Origin of the sequence: Pseudomonas sp. MPB03 (assembly GCF_046605385.1) — a bacterium.
Lineage (GTDB): Bacteria > Pseudomonadota > Gammaproteobacteria > Pseudomonadales > Pseudomonadaceae > Aquipseudomonas > Aquipseudomonas zanjanensis.
The window spans coordinates 4,618,537-4,639,832 of the sequence record NZ_CP176770.1; the positions used below are offsets into that span (position 1 = coordinate 4,618,537).

General features: G+C 61.3%; 18 protein-coding genes and 5 tRNA genes. 6 read left to right on the forward strand and 17 right to left on the reverse strand.

Going from position 1 to position 21,296, the window contains the following annotated elements; genetic code table 11:
- Nucleotides 1-3: 3 nt before the first annotated feature.
- From leuB to leuC, 4 genes are all read right to left on the reverse strand, one after another.
- Complete coding sequence (gene leuB, locus ACLH0I_RS19865) at nt 4-1,086, reverse strand: 3-isopropylmalate dehydrogenase (RefSeq protein ID WP_207966796.1); 1,083 nt, start codon at nt 1,084-1,086, stop codon at nt 4-6.
- Between the two features lie 66 nt (nt 1,087-1,152).
- Entirely contained in the window at nt 1,153-1,917 is a 765-nt protein-coding gene (locus tag ACLH0I_RS19870) for a class I SAM-dependent methyltransferase (RefSeq protein WP_250965480.1), read from the reverse strand.
- Between the two features lie 145 nt (nt 1,918-2,062).
- The gene (gene leuD / locus ACLH0I_RS19875; protein WP_250965481.1) at nt 2,063-2,707 is read right to left on the reverse strand and encodes a 3-isopropylmalate dehydratase small subunit; all 645 of its coding nucleotides are present in this window, start codon (nt 2,705-2,707) and stop codon (nt 2,063-2,065) included.
- Nucleotides 2,708-2,718: 11 nt separating this feature from the next.
- Nucleotides 2,719-4,137 carry a 3-isopropylmalate dehydratase large subunit gene (gene leuC, locus ACLH0I_RS19880; protein ID WP_003203866.1) on the reverse strand — a complete coding sequence of 473 codons (1,419 nt, stop codon included), beginning with the start codon at nt 4,135-4,137 and terminating at the stop codon, nt 2,719-2,721.
- A 157-nt stretch (nt 4,138-4,294) separates the two neighbouring features.
- Here leuC and ACLH0I_RS19885 point away from each other — a divergent pair, with 157 nt between their 5' ends.
- The gene (locus tag ACLH0I_RS19885) at nt 4,295-5,185 is read left to right on the forward strand and encodes a LysR family transcriptional regulator (protein WP_186707435.1); all 891 of its coding nucleotides are present in this window, start codon (nt 4,295-4,297) and stop codon (nt 5,183-5,185) included.
- Nucleotides 5,186-5,256: 71 nt separating this feature from the next.
- Nucleotides 5,257-8,535, forward strand: a complete 3,279-nt coding sequence (locus tag ACLH0I_RS19890) for an EAL domain-containing protein (RefSeq protein ID WP_411385177.1) — start codon at nt 5,257-5,259, stop codon at nt 8,533-8,535.
- Nucleotides 8,536-8,768: 233 nt separating this feature from the next.
- Here ACLH0I_RS19890 and ACLH0I_RS19895 read toward each other — a convergent pair whose 3' ends face one another.
- The 11 genes from ACLH0I_RS19895 to uvrB all read right to left on the reverse strand — a co-directional run bounded on the left by ACLH0I_RS19895 (nt 8,769) and on the right by uvrB (nt 17,026).
- A complete protein-coding gene (locus tag ACLH0I_RS19895; RefSeq protein WP_053123476.1) occupies nt 8,769-9,221 on the reverse strand; it encodes an Hsp20 family protein in 453 nt (150 codons plus the stop codon).
- 120 nt (nt 9,222-9,341) lie between these two features.
- A complete protein-coding gene (locus tag ACLH0I_RS19900; RefSeq protein WP_250965485.1) occupies nt 9,342-10,301 on the reverse strand; it encodes a tRNA dihydrouridine synthase in 960 nt (319 codons plus the stop codon).
- Between the two features lie 247 nt (nt 10,302-10,548).
- A complete protein-coding gene (locus tag ACLH0I_RS19905; protein ID WP_250965486.1) occupies nt 10,549-10,998 on the reverse strand; it encodes an acyl-CoA thioesterase in 450 nt (149 codons plus the stop codon).
- Nucleotides 10,999-11,043: 45 nt separating this feature from the next.
- Nucleotides 11,044-11,877, reverse strand: a complete 834-nt coding sequence (locus ACLH0I_RS19910; protein WP_250965487.1) for an alpha/beta fold hydrolase — start codon at nt 11,875-11,877, stop codon at nt 11,044-11,046.
- A 28-nt stretch (nt 11,878-11,905) separates the two neighbouring features.
- Nucleotides 11,906-12,445: a TetR/AcrR family transcriptional regulator gene (locus tag ACLH0I_RS19915; protein ID WP_058546579.1), complete on the reverse strand. Its 540-nt coding sequence runs from the start codon at nt 12,443-12,445 to the stop codon at nt 11,906-11,908.
- Nucleotides 12,446-12,626: 181 nt separating this feature from the next.
- Nucleotides 12,627-12,702, reverse strand: a tRNA-Glu gene (locus ACLH0I_RS19920).
- A 75-nt stretch (nt 12,703-12,777) separates the two neighbouring features.
- Nucleotides 12,778-12,853: transfer RNA gene (locus ACLH0I_RS19925), tRNA-Ala, on the reverse strand.
- A 53-nt stretch (nt 12,854-12,906) separates the two neighbouring features.
- A tRNA-Glu gene (locus ACLH0I_RS19930) sits at nt 12,907-12,982 on the reverse strand.
- Nucleotides 12,983-13,061: 79 nt separating this feature from the next.
- A tRNA-Ala gene (locus ACLH0I_RS19935) sits at nt 13,062-13,137 on the reverse strand.
- A gap of 146 nt (nt 13,138-13,283) precedes the next feature.
- The gene (gltX, locus tag ACLH0I_RS19940) at nt 13,284-14,765 is read right to left on the reverse strand and encodes a glutamate--tRNA ligase (protein WP_411385178.1); all 1,482 of its coding nucleotides are present in this window, start codon (nt 14,763-14,765) and stop codon (nt 13,284-13,286) included.
- Between the two features lie 245 nt (nt 14,766-15,010).
- A complete protein-coding gene (uvrB, locus tag ACLH0I_RS19945; protein WP_411385179.1) occupies nt 15,011-17,026 on the reverse strand; it encodes an excinuclease ABC subunit UvrB in 2,016 nt (671 codons plus the stop codon).
- Nucleotides 17,027-17,358: 332 nt separating this feature from the next.
- Between uvrB and ACLH0I_RS19950 the strand changes: the two genes are divergently transcribed.
- Nucleotides 17,359-18,555 carry an amino acid aminotransferase gene (locus tag ACLH0I_RS19950; protein WP_186708724.1) on the forward strand — a complete coding sequence of 399 codons (1,197 nt, stop codon included), beginning with the start codon at nt 17,359-17,361 and terminating at the stop codon, nt 18,553-18,555.
- A 291-nt stretch (nt 18,556-18,846) separates the two neighbouring features.
- Here ACLH0I_RS19950 and ACLH0I_RS19955 read toward each other — a convergent pair whose 3' ends face one another.
- Entirely contained in the window at nt 18,847-19,074 is a 228-nt protein-coding gene (locus ACLH0I_RS19955) for a hypothetical protein (protein WP_014337443.1), read from the reverse strand.
- Nucleotides 19,075-19,309: 235 nt separating this feature from the next.
- Here ACLH0I_RS19955 and ACLH0I_RS19960 point away from each other — a divergent pair.
- The 3 genes from ACLH0I_RS19960 (at nt 19,310) to ACLH0I_RS19970 (ending at nt 20,100) form a co-directional block, all read left to right on the forward strand.
- Nucleotides 19,310-19,385: transfer RNA gene (locus ACLH0I_RS19960), tRNA-Asn, on the forward strand.
- 248 nt (nt 19,386-19,633) lie between these two features.
- Complete coding sequence (locus tag ACLH0I_RS19965; RefSeq protein ID WP_003203896.1) at nt 19,634-19,828, forward strand: hypothetical protein; 195 nt, start codon at nt 19,634-19,636, stop codon at nt 19,826-19,828.
- An 89-nt stretch (nt 19,829-19,917) separates the two neighbouring features.
- Nucleotides 19,918-20,100, forward strand: a complete 183-nt coding sequence (locus ACLH0I_RS19970; RefSeq protein WP_003203898.1) for a hypothetical protein — start codon at nt 19,918-19,920, stop codon at nt 20,098-20,100.
- Here the strand turns inward: ACLH0I_RS19970 and ACLH0I_RS19975 are convergent.
- Entirely contained in the window at nt 20,097-21,158 is a 1,062-nt protein-coding gene (locus ACLH0I_RS19975) for an AI-2E family transporter (RefSeq protein ID WP_411385180.1), read from the reverse strand. The genes ACLH0I_RS19970 and ACLH0I_RS19975 overlap by 4 nt on opposite strands.
- Nucleotides 21,159-21,296: the final 138 nt, after the last annotated feature.

Below are 21,296 nucleotides of genomic sequence, written 5' to 3' on the forward strand. Positions count from 1 at the left end.
AGATTACAGATTCCGCAGCGCCGCGACTACTGCATCGCCCATTTGCTGCGTACCGACTTTGGTACAACCTTGCGACCAGATATCACCGGTGCGCAAGCCTTGGTCCAAGACCACACTGACGGCTTTTTCGATCGCGTCGGCGGCGTCGTTCAAGTTGAAGCTGTAGCGCAGCATCATCGACACCGACAGGATGGTCGCCAATGGGTTGGCAATGCCTTGCCCGGCGATGTCAGGCGCCGAGCCGTGGCACGGCTCATACATGCCCTTGTTGTTGGCATCCAGGGAGGCCGACGGCAGCATGCCGATGGAACCGGTGAGCATCGACGCTTCGTCGGACAGGATGTCGCCGAACATATTGTCGGTGACGATCACGTCGAATTGCTTCGGCGCACGCACCAGTTGCATGGCGGCGTTGTCGACGTACATGTGGCTCAGCTCGATGTCCGGGTAATCCTGGGCCACCTGCTCGACCACTTCACGCCAAAGCTGGCTGGAAGCCAGCACGTTGGCCTTGTCCACCGAGCACAGCTTCTTGCCACGCACGCGGGCCATGTCGAAGCCGACCCGGGCGATACGGCGAATTTCGCTTTCGCTGTACGGCAGGGTGTCGTAGGCCTGGCGCTCGCCGTTTTCCAGCTCACGGGTGCCACGCGGGGCGCCGAAGTAGATACCGCCGGTCAGCTCACGGACGATGAGGATGTCCAGGCCCGAGACGATTTCCGGCTTCAGGCTGGAGGCATCGGCCAGTTGCGGGTAAAGGATCGCTGGACGCAGGTTGCCGAACAGGCCCAGTTGCGCGCGAATCTTCAGCAGGCCGCGCTCGGGGCGGATGTCGCGTTCGATCTTGTCCCATTTCGGGCCGCCCACGGCGCCCAGCAGCACGGCATCGGCGGCACGGGCACGATCCAGGGTTTCATCGGCCAGGGGCACGCCGTGCTTGTCGATGGCCGCGCCGCCGATCACGTCGTGGCTGAGCTCGAAGCCCAGGCCGTACTTGTCGTTCGCCAGTTCCAGGACCTTGACCGCCTCGGCCATGATTTCCGGACCAATGCCATCACCTGGGAGAATCAGAATCTGCTTGCTCATGCTTTCCTCATTTGCTCTGTCGACACGGGCCCGGGCTTCGTACCCAAGGCCGGGCCGGGAAAAATGCTATCGCTCGGCCCACAGCACCAGTACATCTGTACTGAACGAACCATCGGCCTCAATCTCAAAATATTCACACACTTCGTCGCCCATCGAACGCTGCAGCTGGAGAATGGCCGCACGCATCACCTCGGGCGTGCGCATGCGCTCGACCCAGGAGCGGTACTCCAGGCGCAGGCGCTGGCGCGAGGTGCTGCGGGTGTGCAGCCCCGCTTCGCTGACCTGGCGCAACCATTCGTCGGCCGAATAATCGCGCACATGGCTGGTGTCGCGCAGCACTTCGATGCTTTGCAGGTACGTGTCCAGCAACGGCATGCCCGGCGACAGGATGTCAATGAACGCCATCACCCCGCCCGGCTTGAGCACCCGCCGGACTTCCCGCAGCGCCAGGCCGAGGTCGCTCCAATGATGCGCCGAATAACGGCTGAACACGAAGTCGAACTCAGCGTCGGCGAACGGCAGGCGCTCGGCGGCGCCACGAACCGTGCTGATATTGCCCAAGCCACGCTCGGCAGCCGCCGTGGCGACCACGTCAAGCATCTGCTGGGACAAATCATAAGCCACCACTTCACCAGCCAGTGGCGCCACATGGAAACTCACATGGCCAGCGCCGCACCCCAGGTCCAGCACACGGGCATCGCCACGCCCGGCCAACGCAGCCTGTAGCAGCGCGAATTCAGCACCCTGGGCGTGCACGGCACTGCTCAGGTAGGCCGAGGCCTGTTCACCGAATTGCTTTTGGACGACTTGGCTGTGGGCGGTGCTGGTCATGGGTAGCTTCCTTTTGGGTATGTCTGTTATGGCCTCATCGCGAGCAAGCTCGCTCCCACAGGAGTTTTGTGAACACCGCAAATCCAATGTGGGAGCGAGCTTGCTCGCGAAGGGGCCCGCACTGACGACATCAATCTCAGGTCAATCAAGCATCGCGAAACAACCAAGGCTGGCTCGCCCGATGCTTGGCCTCGAACGCGGCAATCGCCTCGCCGTCCTGCAAGGTCAGGCCGATGTCATCCAGGCCGTTGAGCAGGCAATGCTTGCGGAACGCATCGATCTCGAAACCCAGCACCTTACCGTCGGGACGGGTCACGGTCTGGGCGGCCAAGTCGATCTGCAATTGATAGCCGGGGTTGGCCTCGACCTGCTGGAACAGTTCATCCACGTCAGCATCGCTGAGGATGATCGGCAGCAAGCCGTTCTTGAAGCTGTTATTGAAGAAGATGTCGGCGTAGCTCGGCGCGATGATGCTGCGGAAACCGTATTCTTCCAGGGCCCATGGCGCGTGCTCGCGGCTCGAACCGCAGCCGAAGTTCTCCCGGGCCAGCAACACGCTGGCGCTCTGGTAACGCTCGGCGTTGAGCACGAAATCCTTGTTCAGCGGCCGCTTGGAGTTGTCCTGGTACGGCTGGCCGACGTCCAGGTAGCGCCATTCGTCGAACAGGTTCGGGCCAAAACCGGTGCGCTTGATGGACTTCAAGAACTGCTTGGGAATGATCTGGTCGGTGTCGACGTTGGCACGATCCAAAGGCGCGACAAGACCGGTGTGCTGGGTAAAAGCTTTCATGCTGCGCTCCTTCAGATCAATTCGCGGACGTCGACGAAACGGCCGTTGACGGCGGCCGCGGCGGCCATGGCCGGGCTCACCAGGTGCGTACGGCCACCGGCGCCTTGACGGCCTTCGAAGTTACGGTTGGAGGTGGAGGCGCAATGCTCGCCCGACTCCAGGCGATCGGGGTTCATCGCCAGGCACATCGAGCACCCTGGCTCACGCCACTCGAAACCGGCTTCGAGGAAAATCTTGTCCAGCCCTTCCGCTTCGGCCTGGGCTTTCACCAGGCCCGAGCCCGGCACCACGATGGCCTGCTTGATGGTCGAGGCCACCTTGCGGCCCTTGGCGATCACCGCTGCGGCGCGCAAGTCTTCAATCCGCGAGTTGGTGCAAGAACCGATGAACACGCGATCGAGCTGAATGTCGGTGATCGCCTGGTTGGCGCTCAAGCCCATGTATTTCAAGGCGCGGACAATGGAATCGCGCTTGACCAGGTCCATTTCCTTGGCCGGATCCGGTACGTTCTGGTCCACGGCCAAAACCATCTCCGGCGAAGTGCCCCAGCTCACTTGCGGCTTGATCTGCGTCGCGTCGAGCTCGACCACCGTGTCGAACTTGGCATCGGCATCGGAGACCAGGTCTTTCCAGGCCTCGACCGCCATGTCCCATTCCGCGCCTTTTGGCGAGAACGGACGGCCCTTGACGTATTCCACGGTTTTTTCATCGGCGGCCACCAGGCCGACGCGGGCGCCAGCCTCGATGGACATGTTGCAGATCGTCATGCGGCCTTCGACGGACAAGTCGCGGATCGCGCTGCCAGCGAACTCGATGGCATGGCCGTTACCGCCGGCGGTGCCGATCTTGCCGATCACGGCCAGGACGATGTCCTTGGCGGTCACCCCGAACGGCAACTTGCCTTCGACGCGCACCAGCATGTTTTTCATTTTCTTGGCGACCAGGCACTGGGTGGCGAGCACATGCTCCACCTCGGACGTGCCGATGCCATGGGCCAGGGCGCCAAAAGCACCGTGGGTCGAGGTGTGCGAGTCGCCGCAGACCACGGTCATGCCGGGCAAGGTCGCGCCCTGCTCCGGGCCGATGACGTGGACGATGCCCTGGCGCACATCGTTCATCTTGAATTCGACGATGCCGTATTCGTCACAGTTATCGTCGAGGGTCTGGACTTGCAGGCGCGAGACCTGGTCGGCAATCGCTTCGATGCCGCCCTTGCGCTCCGGCGTGGTCGGTACGTTGTGGTCCGGGGTCGCGATGTTGGCATCGATGCGCCACGGCTTGCGTCCGGCCAGGCGCAGGCCTTCGAAGGCCTGCGGCGACGTCACTTCGTGAATGATGTGGCGATCGATGTAGATCAGCGCCGAGCCATCGTCGCGCTGCTTGACCAAATGCGAATCCCAGAGCTTGTCGTAGAGCGTTTTGCCGGCCATCAGACGGTTTCCTCATCAGCTTGTTTCTATGCCCCGGGCCTTGAACGAATCAATAACCCCTTGGCTTGTGAGGCTGATCCTATGGGGTTACATTAAATAACTCAAATTCATATTTTTCATGCTTTGCATAACCAACTGGAATCTGACCGGAACCGCCATGGACCTCGCCAACCTCAATGCTTTTATTGCCATCGCCGAGACGGGCAGTTTCTCCGGCGCCGGCGAACGCCTGCACCTGACCCAGCCGGCCATCAGCAAGCGCATTGCCGGTCTTGAGCAGCAGCTCAAGGTGCGCCTGTTCGACCGCCTGGGCCGTGAGGTGGGCCTGACCGAGGCCGGCCGAGCCCTGTTGCCACGCGCTTATCAGATCCTCAACGTACTCGACGACACCCGCCGCGCCCTGACCAACCTGACCGGCGAAGTGACCGGGCGCCTGACCCTCGCCACCAGCCACCACATCGGCCTGCATCGCCTGCCGCCTTTATTGAGGGAGTTCACCCGGCGCTATCCCCAGGTGGCGCTGGATATCCAGTTCCTGGATTCGGAAGTGGCCTACGAAGAAATCCTTCATGGCCGGGCGGAACTGGCCGTCATCACCCTCGCCCCCGAACCCCACACGCTGGTACGGGCTACGCCGGTGTGGGACGACCCCCTGGATTTCGTGGTCGCCCCGGAGCATGCCTTGCTGGAGAAGGGCGCGGTGAGCCTGGCGGACATCGCCTTGCATCCGGCGGTGTTCCCCGGGGGCAACACCTTTACCCACCACATCGTTCAACGGCTGTTCGAGGCCCAGGGCCTGACGCCGAACATCGCCATGAGCACGAATTATCTGGAAACCATAAAAATGATGGTTTCCATAGGCCTGGCCTGGAGCGTTCTGCCGCGCACCATGCTCGACGAACAAGTGGCGCGCATTCCTTTACCGGGCATACAGCTCAGTCGCCAGCTAGGCTATATCTTGCACACCGAACGGACGCTATCGAACGCCGCACGGGCTTTCATGGCCTTACTGGACGCACAAATCGATTTGCCAAGGAAAAAGGCATAGGTTGTGCCACGCCTGTAGGGCCTTGAATGCCTGTGCTTAATACCCACACCCGCTCAAGGCTCGCTAGAAAAATGCCCAAACCCGCTGACCATCTCCCGCCCCTGCCGCGCATCCAGGCGCTCGACCCGAAGCGGTCCGAGCAAAGCTGGGACAGCGCGCCACAGTTGCTGGCCGCCCTGAACGGCGCGCGGCTGGGCGCCTGGTCGTGGGACATCGAGAGCGGACGGATCAGTTGGTCCCGCGGCACCCAGGCGCTGTTCGGCTTCGATCCGCGCCAGCCGTTGCCAGCCGACGTGGACTACCTCGACCTGCTGTTGCCCGAAGACCGGGCCAGGGCCGTGCGCGCCTTTCATGCGGCGGTGGCCGGGGCGCCGCTGGAACAGGCCATGCACCATCGCATCGTCTGGCCCGACGGCAGCCTGCACTGGCTGGAGATCAGTGGCAGCGTGCTGCCCGACAAACACGGTCGTCCGCGCATGATCGGGGTGATTCGCGAAATCACCCATCAGCGCGAGCGGGAACAGGCGCTGCGCAGCTCGGAAAAACGCTTCGCCACGCTCTTTCATCTGTGCCCGAACATGGTCCTGCTGACCCGCCAGGAAGACGGCCTGATCAGCGAGGCCAACCAGTATTTCGAAAGCCTGTTCGGTTGGCCGGTGCATGACGTGATCGGCCGCACCACGCTGGAGCTGGGCTTGTGGGTTGACCCCAAGCAGCGGGCGAAACTGGTGGAGGCGACCAAGGCCAAGGGCGAACTGATCAGCATGGAGGTGGAATTCCGGGCCAGCAACGGTCAGATCCATAACGGCATTCTCAGTGCGCAGAAAGTCGAACTCGAAGGCCAGCCGTACCTGCTGAGCACGTTCCTCGACACCACTGAGCGCAAACTCGCCGAGCAGGCGCTCAAGGACAGCCAGGAACGCCTGGACCTGGCCCTCGACTCGGCGCAACTGGGCACCTGGGACTGGCACATTCCCAGCGGCATGCTCTACGGCTCGGCCCGGGCCGCGCAGCTCCATGGCCTGGAACCCAAGCCGTTCCACGAATCGTTCGATGCGTTTTTCGAGGGGGTCCCCACCGAGGAACGCAACAACATGCGCAACGCCTACCGCAGCCTGCGGGAAGGCCCGGCGGGCAATTACCAGCTGACCTACCGCGTACAACTGCCGGACGGCAGCTCGCGCTACCTGGAAAGCCGCGCCCGGCTCCACCGCAACAACGACGGCAGCCCCTTGCGCATGGCCGGGACCTTGCTGGACATCACCGACCAGGTGGAACGCGAACAGAGCCTGGCCGCTTCGGAAGAGAAATTCGCCACGCTGTTCCAGGTCAGTCCCGACCCGATCTGCGTCACTCACCAAGACAGTGGTCGGTTCCTCGAGATCAACTCCAGCTTCACCCAGACTTTTGGCTGGACCACCCGCGACGTGATCGGCCTCAGTGCCGACCAAATTGGCCTCTGGGATGCCTCGGGCAGCAGCCTGCAACGCATCGAACGGGTGATCCGCGAACAATCGCTGAACAATGTCGCCATCGTCGTTCACCATAAGAACGGCCAGCCGCTGACCTGCGTGATTTCCAGCCGGCAAATCAACGTTGGCAACCAGCCGTGCATCGTCACGACCTTGCGCGACATCACGCAGCAGCAACGCTCCGAAGCCGCTCTCAAGGCCAGCGAGGAGAAATTCGCCAAGGCGTTTCATTCCAGCCCCGACGCCATCACCATTACCGAACTCGAAAGCGGTCGCTACCTGGAAGTCAACGACGGCTTCTGCCGGCTGACCGGCTACCGCGCCGACGAAGTGATCGGGCGTACGGTCTACGAAGTGGGCATCTGGGCCGAAGAAAAACAGCGCGCCGCCCTGCTGGCCGAACTGCAACTCAAGGGTCGTGTAGTCCACCAGGAAATGCTCGGGCGCAATAAACGGGGGGAAATCCTTACGGTAGAGGTCTCGGTCGAGCCCATCATCCTCAATGAAACCGCCTGCCTGCTGTTGACCGCCCGGGACGTCAGCCTGCTGCGCAATGCCGAAGCCCAGATCCGCCACCTGGCCTATCACGACTCGCTGACCAACCTGCCCAACCGGGCCTTGCTGTTGGACCGCCTGAGCCAGCAGATCGCCCTGCTCAAGCGTCACAACTTGCGGGGTGCCCTGCTGTTTCTCGACCTGGACCACTTCAAGCACATCAACGACTCCCTCGGTCACCCGGTGGGCGATACCGTGCTTAAAATCATCACTGCCCGCCTGGAAGCCAGCGTGCGCCTGGAAGACACCGTTGCACGACTGGGCGGCGACGAGTTCGTGGTTTTGCTCAGCGGCCTGGAAGGCTCGCGCAGCCAGGTCAGCAAGCAAGTGCAGACCCTGGCCGACACCCTGCGTGAACTGCTCTCGGAACCAATGTTCCTCGATGGCCAACGCCTGCAGGTCACGCCTAGCATCGGTATCGCGCTGATCCCCGACCACGGTTCCACGCCCACCGATTTGCTCAAGCGCGCGGACATCGCGCTGTACCGCGCCAAGGATTCGGGACGCAACACCTCGCAGATGTTCCACAACACCATGCAAAAAGCTGCCAGCGAACGGCTGCGCATGGAAACCGATCTGCGTCAGGCCCTGGCCCGCGGCGAGTTCAGCCTGCATTTCCAGCCTCAGGTCGACGCCCGGGACAACCGCATCGTCGGCGCCGAAGCCCTGGTGCGCTGGCACCACCCGGAGCTCGGCGCCCAATCGCCCAATGAATTCATCAAAGTGCTGGAAGACAGCGGCCTGATCCTCGAAGTCGGGACCTGGATCCTCGATGAAGCCTGCGACGGCTTCAAGCAACTGATTGCCAAGGGCAAGATCGACCCGCAGCGATTCAGCCTGTGCGTGAACATCAGCCCACGGCAGTTCCGCCAGAGTGACTTCGTCGAACGCATCGAAAACAGCCTGGCCCACCACGGCCTGCCTTGCTCGCTGCTGAAACTGGAGATCACCGAAGGCATCGTGATCCAGAACCTCGACGACACCATCGCCAAGATGCGCCGACTCAAGAAACTGGGGGTGAGCTTCGCCATGGACGATTTCGGCACCGGTTATTCGTCGCTGACCTACCTCAAGCGCCTGCCGGTGGACACGCTGAAAATCGACCAGTCATTCGTGCGCGACGCCACCACCGACCCCAACGACGCCGAAATCATCCGCGCCATCGTCGCCATGGCCCGCAGCCTCAACCTGGTAATGATTGCCGAAGGCGTGGAGACCCTGGAGCAATTGCACTTCCTGCAAGGGCTCGATTGCCATTTGTACCAGGGTTACCTGCACAGTCGGCCGTTGCCGCTGGAGGCGTTTGAGCGGTTGTTGCCCTAGGTGTTCGGGATAGGGAGCTTTTGTGGCGAGGGAGCTTGCTCCCGCTGGGCTGCGCAGCGGCCCCAAAAATAGAAGATTCGCCTCAGACCAGCATGACGCACCGAGTTGACTGGTTTCAGGGTCGCTTCGCGCCCAGCGGGAGCAAGCTCCCTCGCCACAATTGATCTTCCATACCCCCCCCACCAATAAATGAAAAAGGGCGCCATATGGCGCCCTTCTTCAGTTGCGATGCATCAGTTTTGCAGCGCGGGTTGCTGCTGCGCCCCGTTGATCGGGATGCGCTTGGCTTTCGCCTCTTCCGGAACCACTCGCAACAGGTCGATGCTCAACAGACCGTTGCGCAGGCCAGCGGACTTGATCTCGATATGGTCCGCCAACCGGAAGGACAGCTTGAACGCACGCTGGGCAATGCCCTGGTGCAGGAAAGTGACGCTGTCGTTGCTGGCTTCACGCTTGCCGCCACTGATGGTCAGCACACCTTTTTCCACTTGCAGGTCCAGGTCTTCTTCCTGGAAGCCGGCGGCGGCGACCACGATGCGGTACTCGTCATCACCATGTTTTTCCACATTGTAGGGTGGATAGCTGCTGCCTGGTTCGTTGCGCAGGGCGGTTTCGAACAAATCGTTGAAACGGTCGAAGCCTACCGAGGAACGGAACAGGGGGGCCAGCGAAAATGCAGTACTCATGATTCAAATCTCCTGAAAAATTCAGCAAGGTTTTTTGTCTCCGCGACCCGAATTCGGCATCGCGTAACCCCTATCTAGGGTCCGCCAAATACTTTTCAAGAGGTTTTTTTGAAATTTTTTTCAGGCCGCTTCGGTGCGCTGAACACCCAGCAAATGCCCCACCGCGTCGAGGTCGGTTTCCCGGCGCAGGGCGGTAAACAGCGCCACCGCTTCGGGGTAATTGCGGGTCAACATCGCCAGCCACTGCTTCAGACGGCCCGGCGCCTGGCGCGGTGTCAGTTGCTCGACCACTTGCCCCCAGAAGTCGTGAAGCATCGGTTGCAGCTCGGCCCAGGACATCTCGACCACCTCTTCGCCAGCCCGGGCGGCGGCGATCTGCCGGGCCAGGTCAGGGCGGGAAACGAGGCCGCGACCGAGCATGATGTCCTCGACACCGCTGATTTCGCGGCAACGGCGCCAATCCTCGACACTCCAGATATCGCCATTGGCGAACACCGGCACCTTGACCACTTCCTGGACGCGGGGGATCCACTCCCAATGGGCCGGGGGCTTGTAGCCGTCGACCTTGGTTCGCGCATGCACCACGATATGCGCAGCGCCGCCTTCAGCCAACGCCGTGGCACAGACCAATGCACCGTCCGGACTATCGAAACCCAGGCGCATCTTGGCCGTCACCGGGATGTGTTTCGGCACGGCGCGGCGCACATGTTCGACGATTTCGTTAAGCAGTTCCGGTTCCTTGAGCAATACCGCCCCGCCCCGGGATTTGTTCACGGTCTTGGCCGGGCAACCGAAGTTCAGGTCGATCACCTCCGAGCCCAACTCACACGCCAACGCAGCGTTTTCCGCCAGGCATACCGGATCGGAGCCGAGCAACTGCACCCGCAACGGCACGCCGGCAGCGGTCTGGGCACCGGTCAGCAGCTCAGGAGCAAGCTTATGGAAATAGGCCGGCGTGAGCAGACGGTCGTTGACACGGATGAACTCGGTGACACACCAGTCGATACCGCCAACACGGGTCAGGACGTCCCGCAGGATGTTGTCGACCAACCCTTCCATGGGCGCCAGGGCAATTTGCATGGAAACACATACTCGAACGAAAAAACGTGCGGCAGTTTACCGGATTTTGCCCCAGACATCGGAATTCACCACCAAACCCTGTGGGAGCGAGCTTGCTCGCGATGGCGGTGGGTCAGCTTGCGAAGATGCTGGATGTACCGCCGTCATCGCGAGCAAGCTCGCTCCCACACCGGTTCCAAGACGCCCACAAAATCGAAATCCACCACCAATCCCTGTGGGAGCCGGGCTTGCTCGCGATGGCGGTGGGTCAGTCTATGAAGAGGCCAGTTGAATTCAGCGCCACGCCATAACCTTCGATGAATTCCGGTGGCATGCGCTTGGGCCGGCCGCTGGACAATTCGATGCAGACAAAAGTGGTCTGGGCCCGCAGCAGCGTGGTGTTGTCGCTGGGACGGACCAGTTGGAAATGCCGGGTCATTTTCAGGCGCTGGTCCCAGTCGACGATCCAGGTCGCCAATTGCAGCTCGTCGCCCTCATAGGCGGCCGCCAGGTAATCGATTTCATGCCGCACCACGGCCATGGCCCGATCCAGGCGCCGGTACTCCACCAGATCCAGGCCCAGGCGCTGGGAATGGCGCCAGGCGCAGCGCTCGAGCCAGGTGACGTACACCGCGTTGTTGGCGTGGCCCAGCCCGTCGATGTCTTCGGCATTGACCTGAAGATCAATGATGAATGGCGTTGCCCGATCCCAGCCCATGCCCCTCTCCCGGTCGAATTTGGATCGGGGCAGTGTACCGGATGCTCAAGCCGATTGCCGCGCTTGCAGGCTGCGACCGGCCAGCAGTGATAACACGCCATCAATGACACGTGGATCGGCCAGCACCCGCTGATGCCCGCCCTGCGGCAGTCGCAGCAAGCGACTGTCGAACCAGGCCTCATGAATCAACTGCGACTCCTTGACCGAAACCGACGTGTCGTCCTCGGCATGGACGATCAACCCCGGCACGTCCAGCTGATAATGCGCTACATCCATCTTCGAGGCCGACATGCCCACATCGTTTTCCACCTGGCGAATGAAGGCCGAACGCGCCTTGGGCGGCAGGCCCATCATCCGGGAGAAACCGCGCAGCACCCCAAGAATGCGCGCAGGCGCGGCGATGCTGACCAGCGTCTCGGTACGCAACCCCAGCTGGACGGCCAACATGGCACTGGCGCCGCCCATGGAATGCCCGATCACCGCCTGCAACGGCGGCAGCTCGGCGGCGGCTTCGAGCATGGCCCGGGCGAACAACAGGACATTCGCCTCGCGACCCGGTGAGCGACCATGGGCCGGACCGTCCAGCGCCACGACCGTGTAACCGGCATCCACCAGGGCCGTGATCAGCGCCGCGAACTGGGTGGGCCGCCCTTCCCAGCCATGCATCAGCAGGACTGCCGGACCTTTGCCCCAGCGCAAGGCCGAGAGACCGAAGCGCAAGGTGACTCGCTGGGACGTCGCCAGCAACGGCAGCTCCCAATCCCGTGGCGGCAAGTTTCGAGGGCGCATGAACAGCGAGCGCATCTGTTTTGCCACCAAGCCCGGAGCTACCCAACCCAGCGTGCCATTGACGCCACGAATCCAGCTCAACCTGTCCATCGCTCATCTCCAGGGCTTGCGCCTCAGTTCAACGCACCGCCGACTTGGCGGCGCGCAGCAAACGATCCGATAACTCTCCCGGGCCCAACGCCCGTGCCAGGGCCAGGCCACCGACCATCAACGCGATATCGGCCAAAGCCTTGTCGGCGTCCTCCGGGCTGGCCGCCAATTGCGCGACCATCAACTCGATGTGCTCATTGAGCACCTCACGAAACGCATCCGGCAGCCGCCCGAGCTCACCGACCGACGCCGGGATCGGGCAGGCTTGCTCGGTGGAATCGCGGTGCTTGCGTGACAGATAGAACGCGGCGACCAGGGCGCGCCGCTCTTCGCCTGTCAGCTCGCCGTCCATATCGGCGATCAAGCCGCGGCGGCGATTGAGCAGTTGCTTGAAAGCCTCCAGCATCAAGGCATCCTTGCTTTCGAAATGGGCGTAAAAACCGCCCACCGTCAGTCCGGCTGCGCCCATCACCTCGCCCACGCTCGGCTCTGCCGGCCCACGCTGGATCAGCGCATCGCTGGCGGCCTTGAGAATGCGTTCACGGGTTTGTGCCTTTTTATCGCTCATCGTCGCCTCCGAATATTACGATTGAAATATTATCCATGTAATAATTTTCCGCAAGCGGAAATTTTGACCGCCGGTCAGAGAAGTGTTTTTCAAGGATAGGAAATTGGCCAAACGCCAGACAAACAAAAGGGCCATTCAAGAATTGAATGACCCTTATAAAATCCCGCAGAGCGGGTAATCGTGGCGTCCCCTAGGGGACTCGAACCCCTGTTACCGCCGTGAAAGGGCGGTGTCCTAGGCCACTAGACGAAGGGGACACAAACCTTCTAACGTGATCAGTGCTGAGAACTGATCGCTTCAAGGCCGATGTGGCCAGACCTCGAAGTGTAAATTGGTGGAGCTAGACGGGATCGAACCGTCGACCTCTTGCATGCCATGCAAGCGCTCTCCCAGCTGAGCTATAGCCCCGGATTTTTCGCCTCGCGGCGGAGCGACATCTTGCAACATCGCTTCTGTAAAACTGGCGTCCCCTAGGGGACTCGAACCCCTGTTACCGCCGTGAAAGGGCGGTGTCCTAGGCCACTAGACGAAGGGGACGCAAACCCTTCTATACAACTGATCAACGCTGAGTGTTGATCGCTTCAAGGCCGGTGTGGCCAGGCCTTGAAGTGTAAATTGGTGGAGCTAGACGGGATCGAACCGTCGACCTCTTGCATGCCATGCAAGCGCTCTCCCAGCTGAGCTATAGCCCCTCATCGCTGAGGACGGGGCGAATCTTAAGGGCGTATCGGAGGGCTGTCAAATTTATTTTCAACAAATTTGAAAATTTTTTGCCGGGATAACAATCACTTACCGACAAACCCCGGAAAACCGGGGTATGTCCTGCCTCATGGAGCGCTTAGGCGATCGCGCCCAGCAGTTTTTCCCACTCCTTGTTTTCCTTCTTCGACACGCCGCCGAGCAGATCGATGGCCTGGCGCAGACGGAAACGGGTCAGGTCCGGCCCGAGAATTTCCATCGCATCGAGCACCGACACCGAGCTGGCCTGGCCGGTAATGGCGGCGAACATCAACGGCATGGCATCGCGCAATTTCAACTCCAGCGACTCAACCACGGCCTGGATGGTCGCGGTGATGCTGTCCTTCTCCCACTGACGCAGGCTTTCCAGCTTCCACAGGATCAGTTGCATCAACTGGCGCACCTGGTCGCCGGAGAGCTTCTTGGATTCGAACAACTTCGCGTCCGGCGTCACGCCACCGGCGAAGAAGAAGCCGGCCAGCGGGGCGATCTGGCTGAAGGTCTCTACCCTGCCCTGCACATGGGGAGCGATCTTCATCATGTACTCGGGGTTCAATGCCCACTTCTGCACGCGAGCGGCAAACTCTTCCACCGGCAGGTCCCGCAGCCACTGGCCGTTGAGCCACGACAGCTTCTCGACGTCGAAGATCGGCCCGCCCAGGGAGACGCGCGACAGGTCGAAGTGCTCGACCATTTCCTGCAGCGAGAACTTCTCGCGTTCGTCCGGCATCGACCAGCCCATGCGGCCCAGGTAGTTGAGCATGGCCTCGGGCATGAAGCCCATGCGCTCGTAGAAGGTCACCGAGGTCGGGTTCTTGCGCTTGGACAGCTTGCTCTTGTCCGGGTTACGCAGCAGCGGCATGTAGCACAGCTGCGGCTGTTCCCAGCCGAAGTATTCGTAGAGCAGGATCAGTTTCGGCGCGGACGGCAGCCATTCTTCACCGCGCAGTACGTGAGTGATGCCCATCAGGTGATCGTCGACTACGTTGGCCAGGAAGTACGTCGGCAGGCCATCGGTCTTCATCAGCACTTGCATGTCCATGCGATCCCACGGGATCTCGACATCGCCACGCAGCATGTCCGGCACGACGCAGACGCCTTCGGTCGGTACTTTCATGCGAATCACATGGGGCTCGCCAGCGGCCAGGCGACGGGCGACTTCTTCCTTGGACAGCAGCAGCGCCCGGCCGTCGTAGCGCGGGGTTTCGCCACGGGCCATTTGCTCGGCGCGCATTTGGTCCAGTTCTTCGGCGGTGCAGAAGCAAGGGAACGCATGCCCCATGTCCACCAGCTGCTGGCAGTACTGCTTGTAGATCTCGCCGCGCTCGCTCTGGCGATACGGGCCGTGCGGGCCGCCGACGTCCGGGCCTTCGCTCCAGTCGATCCCCAACCAGCGCAGGGCATCGAAGATCTGCTGTTCGGACTCGCGGGTCGAACGCAACTGGTCGGTGTCCTCGATCCGCAGGATGAACTCGCCGCCATGCTGCTTGGCAAAGCAATAGTTGAACAAAGCGATATAGGCGGTGCCGACATGGGGATCGCCAGTAGGCGAAGGCGCGATGCGGGTGCGGACGGTGGTCATGGCATGTCTCGGAAAGAAGATAAAAGCGAAGATCGAACAGGGGGCGAATGGTAACAGGCGATGGCGGGCGGGCTCCAGTGAGAGCGGGATTTGTGTGGCCAGTCGTTAGACCGAGTCGCGCCCATCGCGAGCAAGCTCGCTCCCACACTGGACCGCATCCAGTCCAGATGACTTGGTTTCCTGTGGGAGCGAGCTTGCTCCGGGCGGCGTTCCGACGATGAGGCCCTTAAGTGCGCCACAAAACCTCAGACAGTCAGCAACCGCTCCCGCAACTTGCCAATCTCATCGCGCAATTGCGCCGCCGCCTCGAACTCCAGGTCCCGGGCCAGTTGGTACATTTTCTCTTCCAGCTGCCGGATCCGCTTGGTGATTTCGCTCGGCGAGCGCAGTTCGGCCTCGTAGCGGGCGCTCTCTTCGGCGGCCTTGGCCATGCCCTTGCGCTTCTTGCTGCGCGAGCCGGGCACGGTGGCGCCTTCCATGATGTCGGCGACGTCCTTGAACACACCCTTGGGGGTGATGCCGTTGGCCAGGTTGAAGGCGATCTGCTTGTCGCGGCGGCGCTCGGTCTCGCCGATGGCCCGCTCCATGGAACCGGTGATGCGGTCGGCATACAGGATCGCCCGGCCATTGAGGTTACGTGCCGCGCGACCAATGGTCTGGATCAACGAACGCTCGGAACGCAGGAAACCTTCCTTGTCCGCATCGAGAATCGCCACCAGCGACACTTCCGGCATGTCCAGGCCTTCGCGCAGCAGGTTGATGCCCACCAGTACATCGAAGGTGCCCAGGCGCAGGTCGCGGATGATTTCGACCCGTTCCACGGTGTCGATGTCCGAGTGCAGGTAACGCACCCGCACGCCATGGTCGGCCAGGTAGTCGGTGAGATCCTCGGACATGCGCTTGGTCAGCGTAGTAACAAGCACTCGCTCTTCCAGTGCCACGCGCTTGGTAATTTCCGAGAGCAGGTCGTCGACCTGGGTCAGCGCCGGGCGCACTTCAATCTGCGGGTCGACCAGCCCGGTCGGCCGGACCAATTGCTCGATGACGCGGCCGGCATGCTCGGCTTCGTAGTTGCCGGGGGTGGCCGAGACGAAAATCGTCTGCGGGCTCACGCTCTCCCATTCGTCAAAACGCATCGGGCGGTTGTCCAGGGCCGAGGGCAGGCGGAAACCGTACTCCACCAGTGTTTCCTTGCGCGAACGGTCGCCTTTGTACATGGCGCCGACTTGGGGCACGCTGACGTGGGACTCGTCGATCACCAGCAAGGCATCGGCGGGCAAGTAGTCATACAACGTCGGCGGCGGCGCACCCGCCGGGCGACCCGACAAGTAGCGCGAGTAGTTTTCGATGCCGTTGCAGTAGCCAAGCTCCAGGATCATCTCCAGGTCGAAGCGGGTGCGTTGCTCCAGGCGCTGGGCTTCTACCAACTTGTTGTTCGAACGCAGGTACTCCAGGCGCTCCTGCAACTCGACCTTGATCCCTTCGATGGCGTCCAGCAGGGTTTCCCGGGGCGTCACGTAGTGGCTCTTGGGGTAGAAGGTGAAGCGGGGCAACTTGCGGATCACTTCGCCGGTCAGCGGGTCGAACGCCGAGATGCTCTCCACTTCGTCGTCGAACAACTCGATGCGGATCGCTTCCAGGTCCGATTCCGCCGGGTAGATGTCGATCACATCGCCGCGCACCCGGAACGTCGCCCGGGCGAAATCCATGTCGTTGCGGGTGTACTGCAAGTCCGCCAGGCGCCGCAGCAAGGCACGCTGGTCGAGTTTGTCGCCACGGTCCACGTGCAGCACCATCTTCAGGTAGGTTTCCGGGCTGCCCAGACCGTAGATGCACGACACCGTGGTGACGATGATCGCGTCCTTGCGCTCGAGCAACGCCTTGGTCGCCGACAGTCGCATCTGTTCGATGTGATCGTTGATCGAGGCATCCTTCTCGATGAAGGTGTCCGAGGACGGCACGTAGGCCTCGGGCTGGTAGTAGTCGTAGTAGGAAACGAAGTACTCCACGGCGTTGTTCGGGAAAAACGCCTTGAACTCTCCATAGAGCTGCGCCGCCAGGGTCTTGTTCGGCGCCAGCACCAGGGTCGGGCGCTGCACCTGGGCGATCACATTGGCGATGCTGAAGGTCTTGCCCGAACCGGTCACACCGAGCAACGTCTGGTGCGCCAGCCCGGCCTCGATACCCTCGACCATCAGGCGGATGGCTTCCGGCTGATCGCCGGCGGGCTGGAAGCGGGTGACTAGCTGGAATTCAGACATGACATAACCTCTGGATTCACCCCTGTCGGCCAGCCGACAGGAACGAGAAAGACCGAAACGACTGATGTCGTCCGAGGAAAAAGCTGGGATGCACACAATGTGGAGGTGAATGCCTTCGCTTTCAAGACGAACGTCCTACACGCCTTGAAGACTTTGACGCGGCGAGAGGACTAACGGTCGAAAAAAATCGAAAAAACTTACCGTAAAAGCCGAATCGCCTGTCGCCGTGCCGGGTGATGGCCTCTATACTAGCTCCCCGTTTGTGCACCGCTCTAGTGCATTCGGCTGGAGCGCCACACGTCCCCTCACTCTCCATTCAGAGCCGCGCACTAATGAGCCTGTTTTCCGCTGTCGAATTGGCACCCCGCGACCCCATCCTGGGCCTCAACGAAGCTTTCAACGCCGACACCCGTACCAATAAGGTGAACCTGGGGGTGGGTGTTTACTGCAACGAGGAAGGGCGCATTCCATTGCTGCGCGCCGTTGTCGAAGCCGAGACGATTCGCGTGGCTCAGCACGTTTCCCGTGGTTACCTGCCGATCGACGGCATTGCCGCCTACGACCAGGCCGTGCAGACCTTGCTGTTTGGCAAGGACTCGGCGCTGATCGCTTCCGGCCGCGTCATCACCACCCAGGCCGTCGGCGGCACCGGCGCACTGAAGATCGGTGCCGACTTCCTCAAGCAACTGCTGCCTGACGCCGTCGTCGCCATCAGCGACCCGAGCTGGGAAAACCACCGCGCCCTGTTCGAAACCGCCGGCTTCCCGGTGCAGAACTACCGCTACTACGACGCCGCCACCCACGACGTGAACCGCAGCGGCCTGCTGGAAGACCTCAACGCCCTGCCCGACCGTTCGATCGTTGTGCTGCACGCTTGCTGCCATAACCCGACCGGCGTGGACCTGAGCCCGGAAGACTGGAAAAACGTGCTGGCCGTGGTCAAGGCCAAGAACCACGTACCGTTCCTGGACATGGCCTACCAGGGCTTTGGCGAAGGCATCGACGAAGACGCGGCGGCCGTGCGCCTGTTCGCCGAGTCGGGGCTGACCTTCTTTGCCTCCAGCTCGTTCTCCAAATCGTTCTCGTTGTACGGCGAGCGCGTTGGCGCCCTGTCGATCGTCAGCGAATCGAAGGAAGAAAGTGCCCGCGTGCTGTCCCAGGTCAAGCGCGTGATCCGCACCAACTACTCCAACCCGCCAACCCATGGCGCCAGCATCGTTGCTGCCGTGCTCAACAGCCCCGAGCTGCGCGCGCAGTGGGAAGCCGAACTGGCCGAAATGCGCCTGCGGATTCGCGGCATGCGCGACCAGATGGTCGACATGCTGGCCAAGGCCGCGCCGCACCACGACTTCAGCTTCGTCGCCCGCCAGAGCGGGATGTTCTCCTACTCCGGCCTGACCGTTGAACAAGTGACGCGCCTGCGCAACGAGTTTGGTATCTATGCCCTGGACACCGGCCGCATCTGCGTGGCCGCGCTGAACCAGAACAACATCGATGCCGTGACCAAGGCCATCGTCCAGGTGATCTGACGCCTCGACGCTGGATGAAAAAACGGGAAGCCATTGGCTTCCCTTTTTTTGACCTGATGTTTTGTGGCTTGCTTCTGTGGTCTGTTTCTGTGGTTTTGTTTCTGTGGCGAGGGAGCTTGCTCCCGCTGGGCTGCGCAGCAGCCCTAAAACCAACCACCTCGGTATTTCAGACTGATTTAACCAAGCATTTTGGGGCTGCTTCGCAGCCCAGCGGGAGCAAGCTCCCTCGCCACAAAAGCAAACCACAAAAACAAGGCCACAAAAGCACCGGGCACGGCACTCTCGCTGAAGCTACAGCTCCGTCGCCCGCTGGCTCGCCGCATCGTCATAGATGACATACAACGACTCAGCCACTTGGCTCTTGATCGCCTTGGTGCTTTCCAGCCCCAGGACAAACCCCTCGGCCTTGCCACCGGCGCGATTCAGCGCCTCGGCGGTGCTGGCCTGGGTAATGGCGTCGTACAGTTTCTCGGCATGAGGCCCCACGCCCTTGGGCAAACTGATCTGGGCGGTACTCACAGGCACACCTCGGCGCAACGGGCTGTGTGAAGGGGTAACAGATGGTTCATGGCGCGTACCTCAATGTCGGCGAATGGCCGGCAGCGCGTCCTGCCACTTCCGGGCAACCATGGTAGCCCTCTCCCGCCGTTGCGGTAACTGCCAATCGTTGATTGTCCCTCAATGGGCAGCAGGAATGCGCCGCCCGGCAATAGACGCTTGACTTCTCTTTTCCAATCAGTAACATACGCGCCATTCCGCGATAGCTCAGTTGGTAGAGCAAGTGACTGTTAATCACTGGGTCCCTGGTTCGAGTCCAGGTCGTGGAGCCAGACAGCAACACACAAAAAGCCCCTGGATCGAAAGATCCAGGGGCTTTTTTGTGGGCAAAAAACAGGTGGATGGCCATATAAGCCTGGCCGAGGTCGCTGCCGGAACAACAATCCGGCACCAAAAAGGCAATATGGTCCGGATCCTGCTTTCTTTTTCCGACAACCCAAGCTGTCACGTGAGCGTCATGACAGGGCCGCAAACTGGCTCTGTCCGCCAACAACAGCTTCATAAAAACAAGGACGAAGGTATGCCCACACAAAACCCCCATCGCATTGTCGGCCTGTGCACCTCCAGCAAGGTGTACAACGTACTGACCGAACTCAAGCAACTGGAAGGCCACCGCAGCGCCAAATTCCTTTCCCTGCTGGCGGAAAACCTGGTGCGCAAGGGCCTGCTCAATGAGCAGGAAGTGGTGCACATGCTCGATCTGGTCGTCGATTGAGCGGCATCGATTCCTACTATTGAGCCAGTTGATTTTCCGTCCTTCCCCCTGAGCCGTAAGGTAACCCCATCGATTGATGGAGGTTTCCCATGCCCAAGGTTCAAATCATGTCTGTCATTGGCAGCGCCGTCCCCGCCCCACTCCGGGAGCTCGGGTTGCTGGCCTGCTGGTATCTGGTGCAGGACGGCGTGACCATCAGCGGCCCGCTGACTTCACTGCCCGCCGCACAGGCGCTGTCGCAACGTATCGGGCCCTATTTGTTGAGCGCCTAGGGCAGTTGCACCCGCGGCGAGCCTTCGACAAACAAGGCCCAGCACGACATGAACAGCGCGGCGATCAGCGGCCCGATCACGAAGCCGTTCAGTCCGAACACCGCCAGCCCACCCAGTGTCGAGACCAGCACCAGGTAGTCGGGCATCTTGGTGTCCTTGCCCACCAAGATCGGCCGCAGGAAATTGTCCACCAGGCCAATCACGAACACCCCGAACAACGTCAGCACCACACCCTGCCAAATCGCTCCCGAGAGCAGGAAATACACCGCCACCGGCGCCCAGACAAGACCTGCCCCCACCGCAGGCAACAATGACAGGAACGCCATCAGCACCGCCCAGGGCAATACCGTCGGGATCCCCAGGACCCAGAAGATCAGCCCACCCAGCGCACCTTGGGTAATGGCGACCAACAGGTTGCCTTTCACGGTAGCCCGCACCACCCGATTGAATTTCAACTGCAAGCGGCGTTTTTGATGTTCCGCCAAGGGAATGGCCGTGCGCACCTTGCGCACCAGCTCCGCACCGTCGCGCAGAAAGAAGAACAGCAGATAGAGCATCACGAAGAAGCTGACCAGGAACTGAAAGGTACCCTGGCCGAAACTGAAGGCCTGGGTGGCGAAGAATTCGCTGCCCTGCATCGCGCTCTTGACGATCTTGTCACGCAAGCCGTTCAGGTTGCCCAGGCCAAAGCGGTCCAGCAGGTGCTGGAAGTACGGCGGCAAGGCATCCTTGAAGCGGGCCAGGTAATCGGCAATGTCCAGCTCTCCGCTTTCCAGGCTTTTGTAAAGCGCGGCTCCCTCCTGGACCAGCAACATGCTGATGACGATCACCGGCAGGATCGCGATGACCACACAGATGCTCAAGGTGAACAACGACGTGAAATTGCGGTGCCAACCGAACTTGAACTGCAGGCGGCGCTGCATCGGCGCAAAGACGATACCCAGGATCACCGCCCAGAATACCGCCCCGTAGAACGGCAGCAGAATCCAGATAAAGGCGACCGTGACCAGCACCAGCAGCAACATCTGGGCTTTGTTTTGCAGCATCTTTCGATTCATCAGCTTTCCATGTCCAAAGGCGAGATACACATTAGTCAGCCAGGACTCGCCGGAGTGCCGTCACACTTGCACTGTGCCCTTGATCCAAGTCAATAAGGCCTGGCCGACCCTGGCGTACCCTCCGCGCTTTTTGCGATC

Coding starts and splice junctions, on each gene's coding strand:
- ACLH0I_RS19885 (WP_186707435.1), top strand. CDS start 4,295: ATGGACCTCGCCAACCTCAATGCTTTTATTGCCATCGCCGAGACGGGC.
- ACLH0I_RS19975 (WP_411385180.1), bottom strand. CDS start 21,158: ATGAATCGAAAGATGCTGCAAAACAAAGCCCAGATGTTGCTGCTGGTG.
- uvrB (WP_411385179.1), bottom strand. CDS start 17,026: ATGTCTGAATTCCAGCTAGTCACCCGCTTCCAGCCCGCCGGCGATCAG.
- ACLH0I_RS19965 (WP_003203896.1), top strand. CDS start 19,634: ATGCCCACACAAAACCCCCATCGCATTGTCGGCCTGTGCACCTCCAGC.
- ACLH0I_RS19915 (WP_058546579.1), bottom strand. CDS start 12,445: ATGAGCGATAAAAAGGCACAAACCCGTGAACGCATTCTCAAGGCCGCC.
- ACLH0I_RS19910 (WP_250965487.1), bottom strand. CDS start 11,877: ATGGACAGGTTGAGCTGGATTCGTGGCGTCAATGGCACGCTGGGTTGG.
- gltX (WP_411385178.1), bottom strand. CDS start 14,765: ATGACCACCGTCCGCACCCGCATCGCGCCTTCGCCTACTGGCGATCCC.
- leuD (WP_250965481.1), bottom strand. CDS start 2,707: ATGAAAGCTTTTACCCAGCACACCGGTCTTGTCGCGCCTTTGGATCGT.
- ACLH0I_RS19870 (WP_250965480.1), bottom strand. CDS start 1,917: ATGACCAGCACCGCCCACAGCCAAGTCGTCCAAAAGCAATTCGGTGAA.
- ACLH0I_RS19895 (WP_053123476.1), bottom strand. CDS start 9,221: ATGAGTACTGCATTTTCGCTGGCCCCCCTGTTCCGTTCCTCGGTAGGC.
- ACLH0I_RS19950 (WP_186708724.1), top strand. CDS start 17,359: ATGAGCCTGTTTTCCGCTGTCGAATTGGCACCCCGCGACCCCATCCTG.
- leuB (WP_207966796.1), bottom strand. CDS start 1,086: ATGAGCAAGCAGATTCTGATTCTCCCAGGTGATGGCATTGGTCCGGAA.
- ACLH0I_RS19970 (WP_003203898.1), top strand. CDS start 19,918: ATGCCCAAGGTTCAAATCATGTCTGTCATTGGCAGCGCCGTCCCCGCC.
- ACLH0I_RS19900 (WP_250965485.1), bottom strand. CDS start 10,301: ATGCAAATTGCCCTGGCGCCCATGGAAGGGTTGGTCGACAACATCCTG.
- leuC (WP_003203866.1), bottom strand. CDS start 4,137: ATGGCCGGCAAAACGCTCTACGACAAGCTCTGGGATTCGCATTTGGTC.
- ACLH0I_RS19890 (WP_411385177.1), top strand. CDS start 5,257: ATGCCCAAACCCGCTGACCATCTCCCGCCCCTGCCGCGCATCCAGGCG.
- ACLH0I_RS19905 (WP_250965486.1), bottom strand. CDS start 10,998: ATGGGCTGGGATCGGGCAACGCCATTCATCATTGATCTTCAGGTCAAT.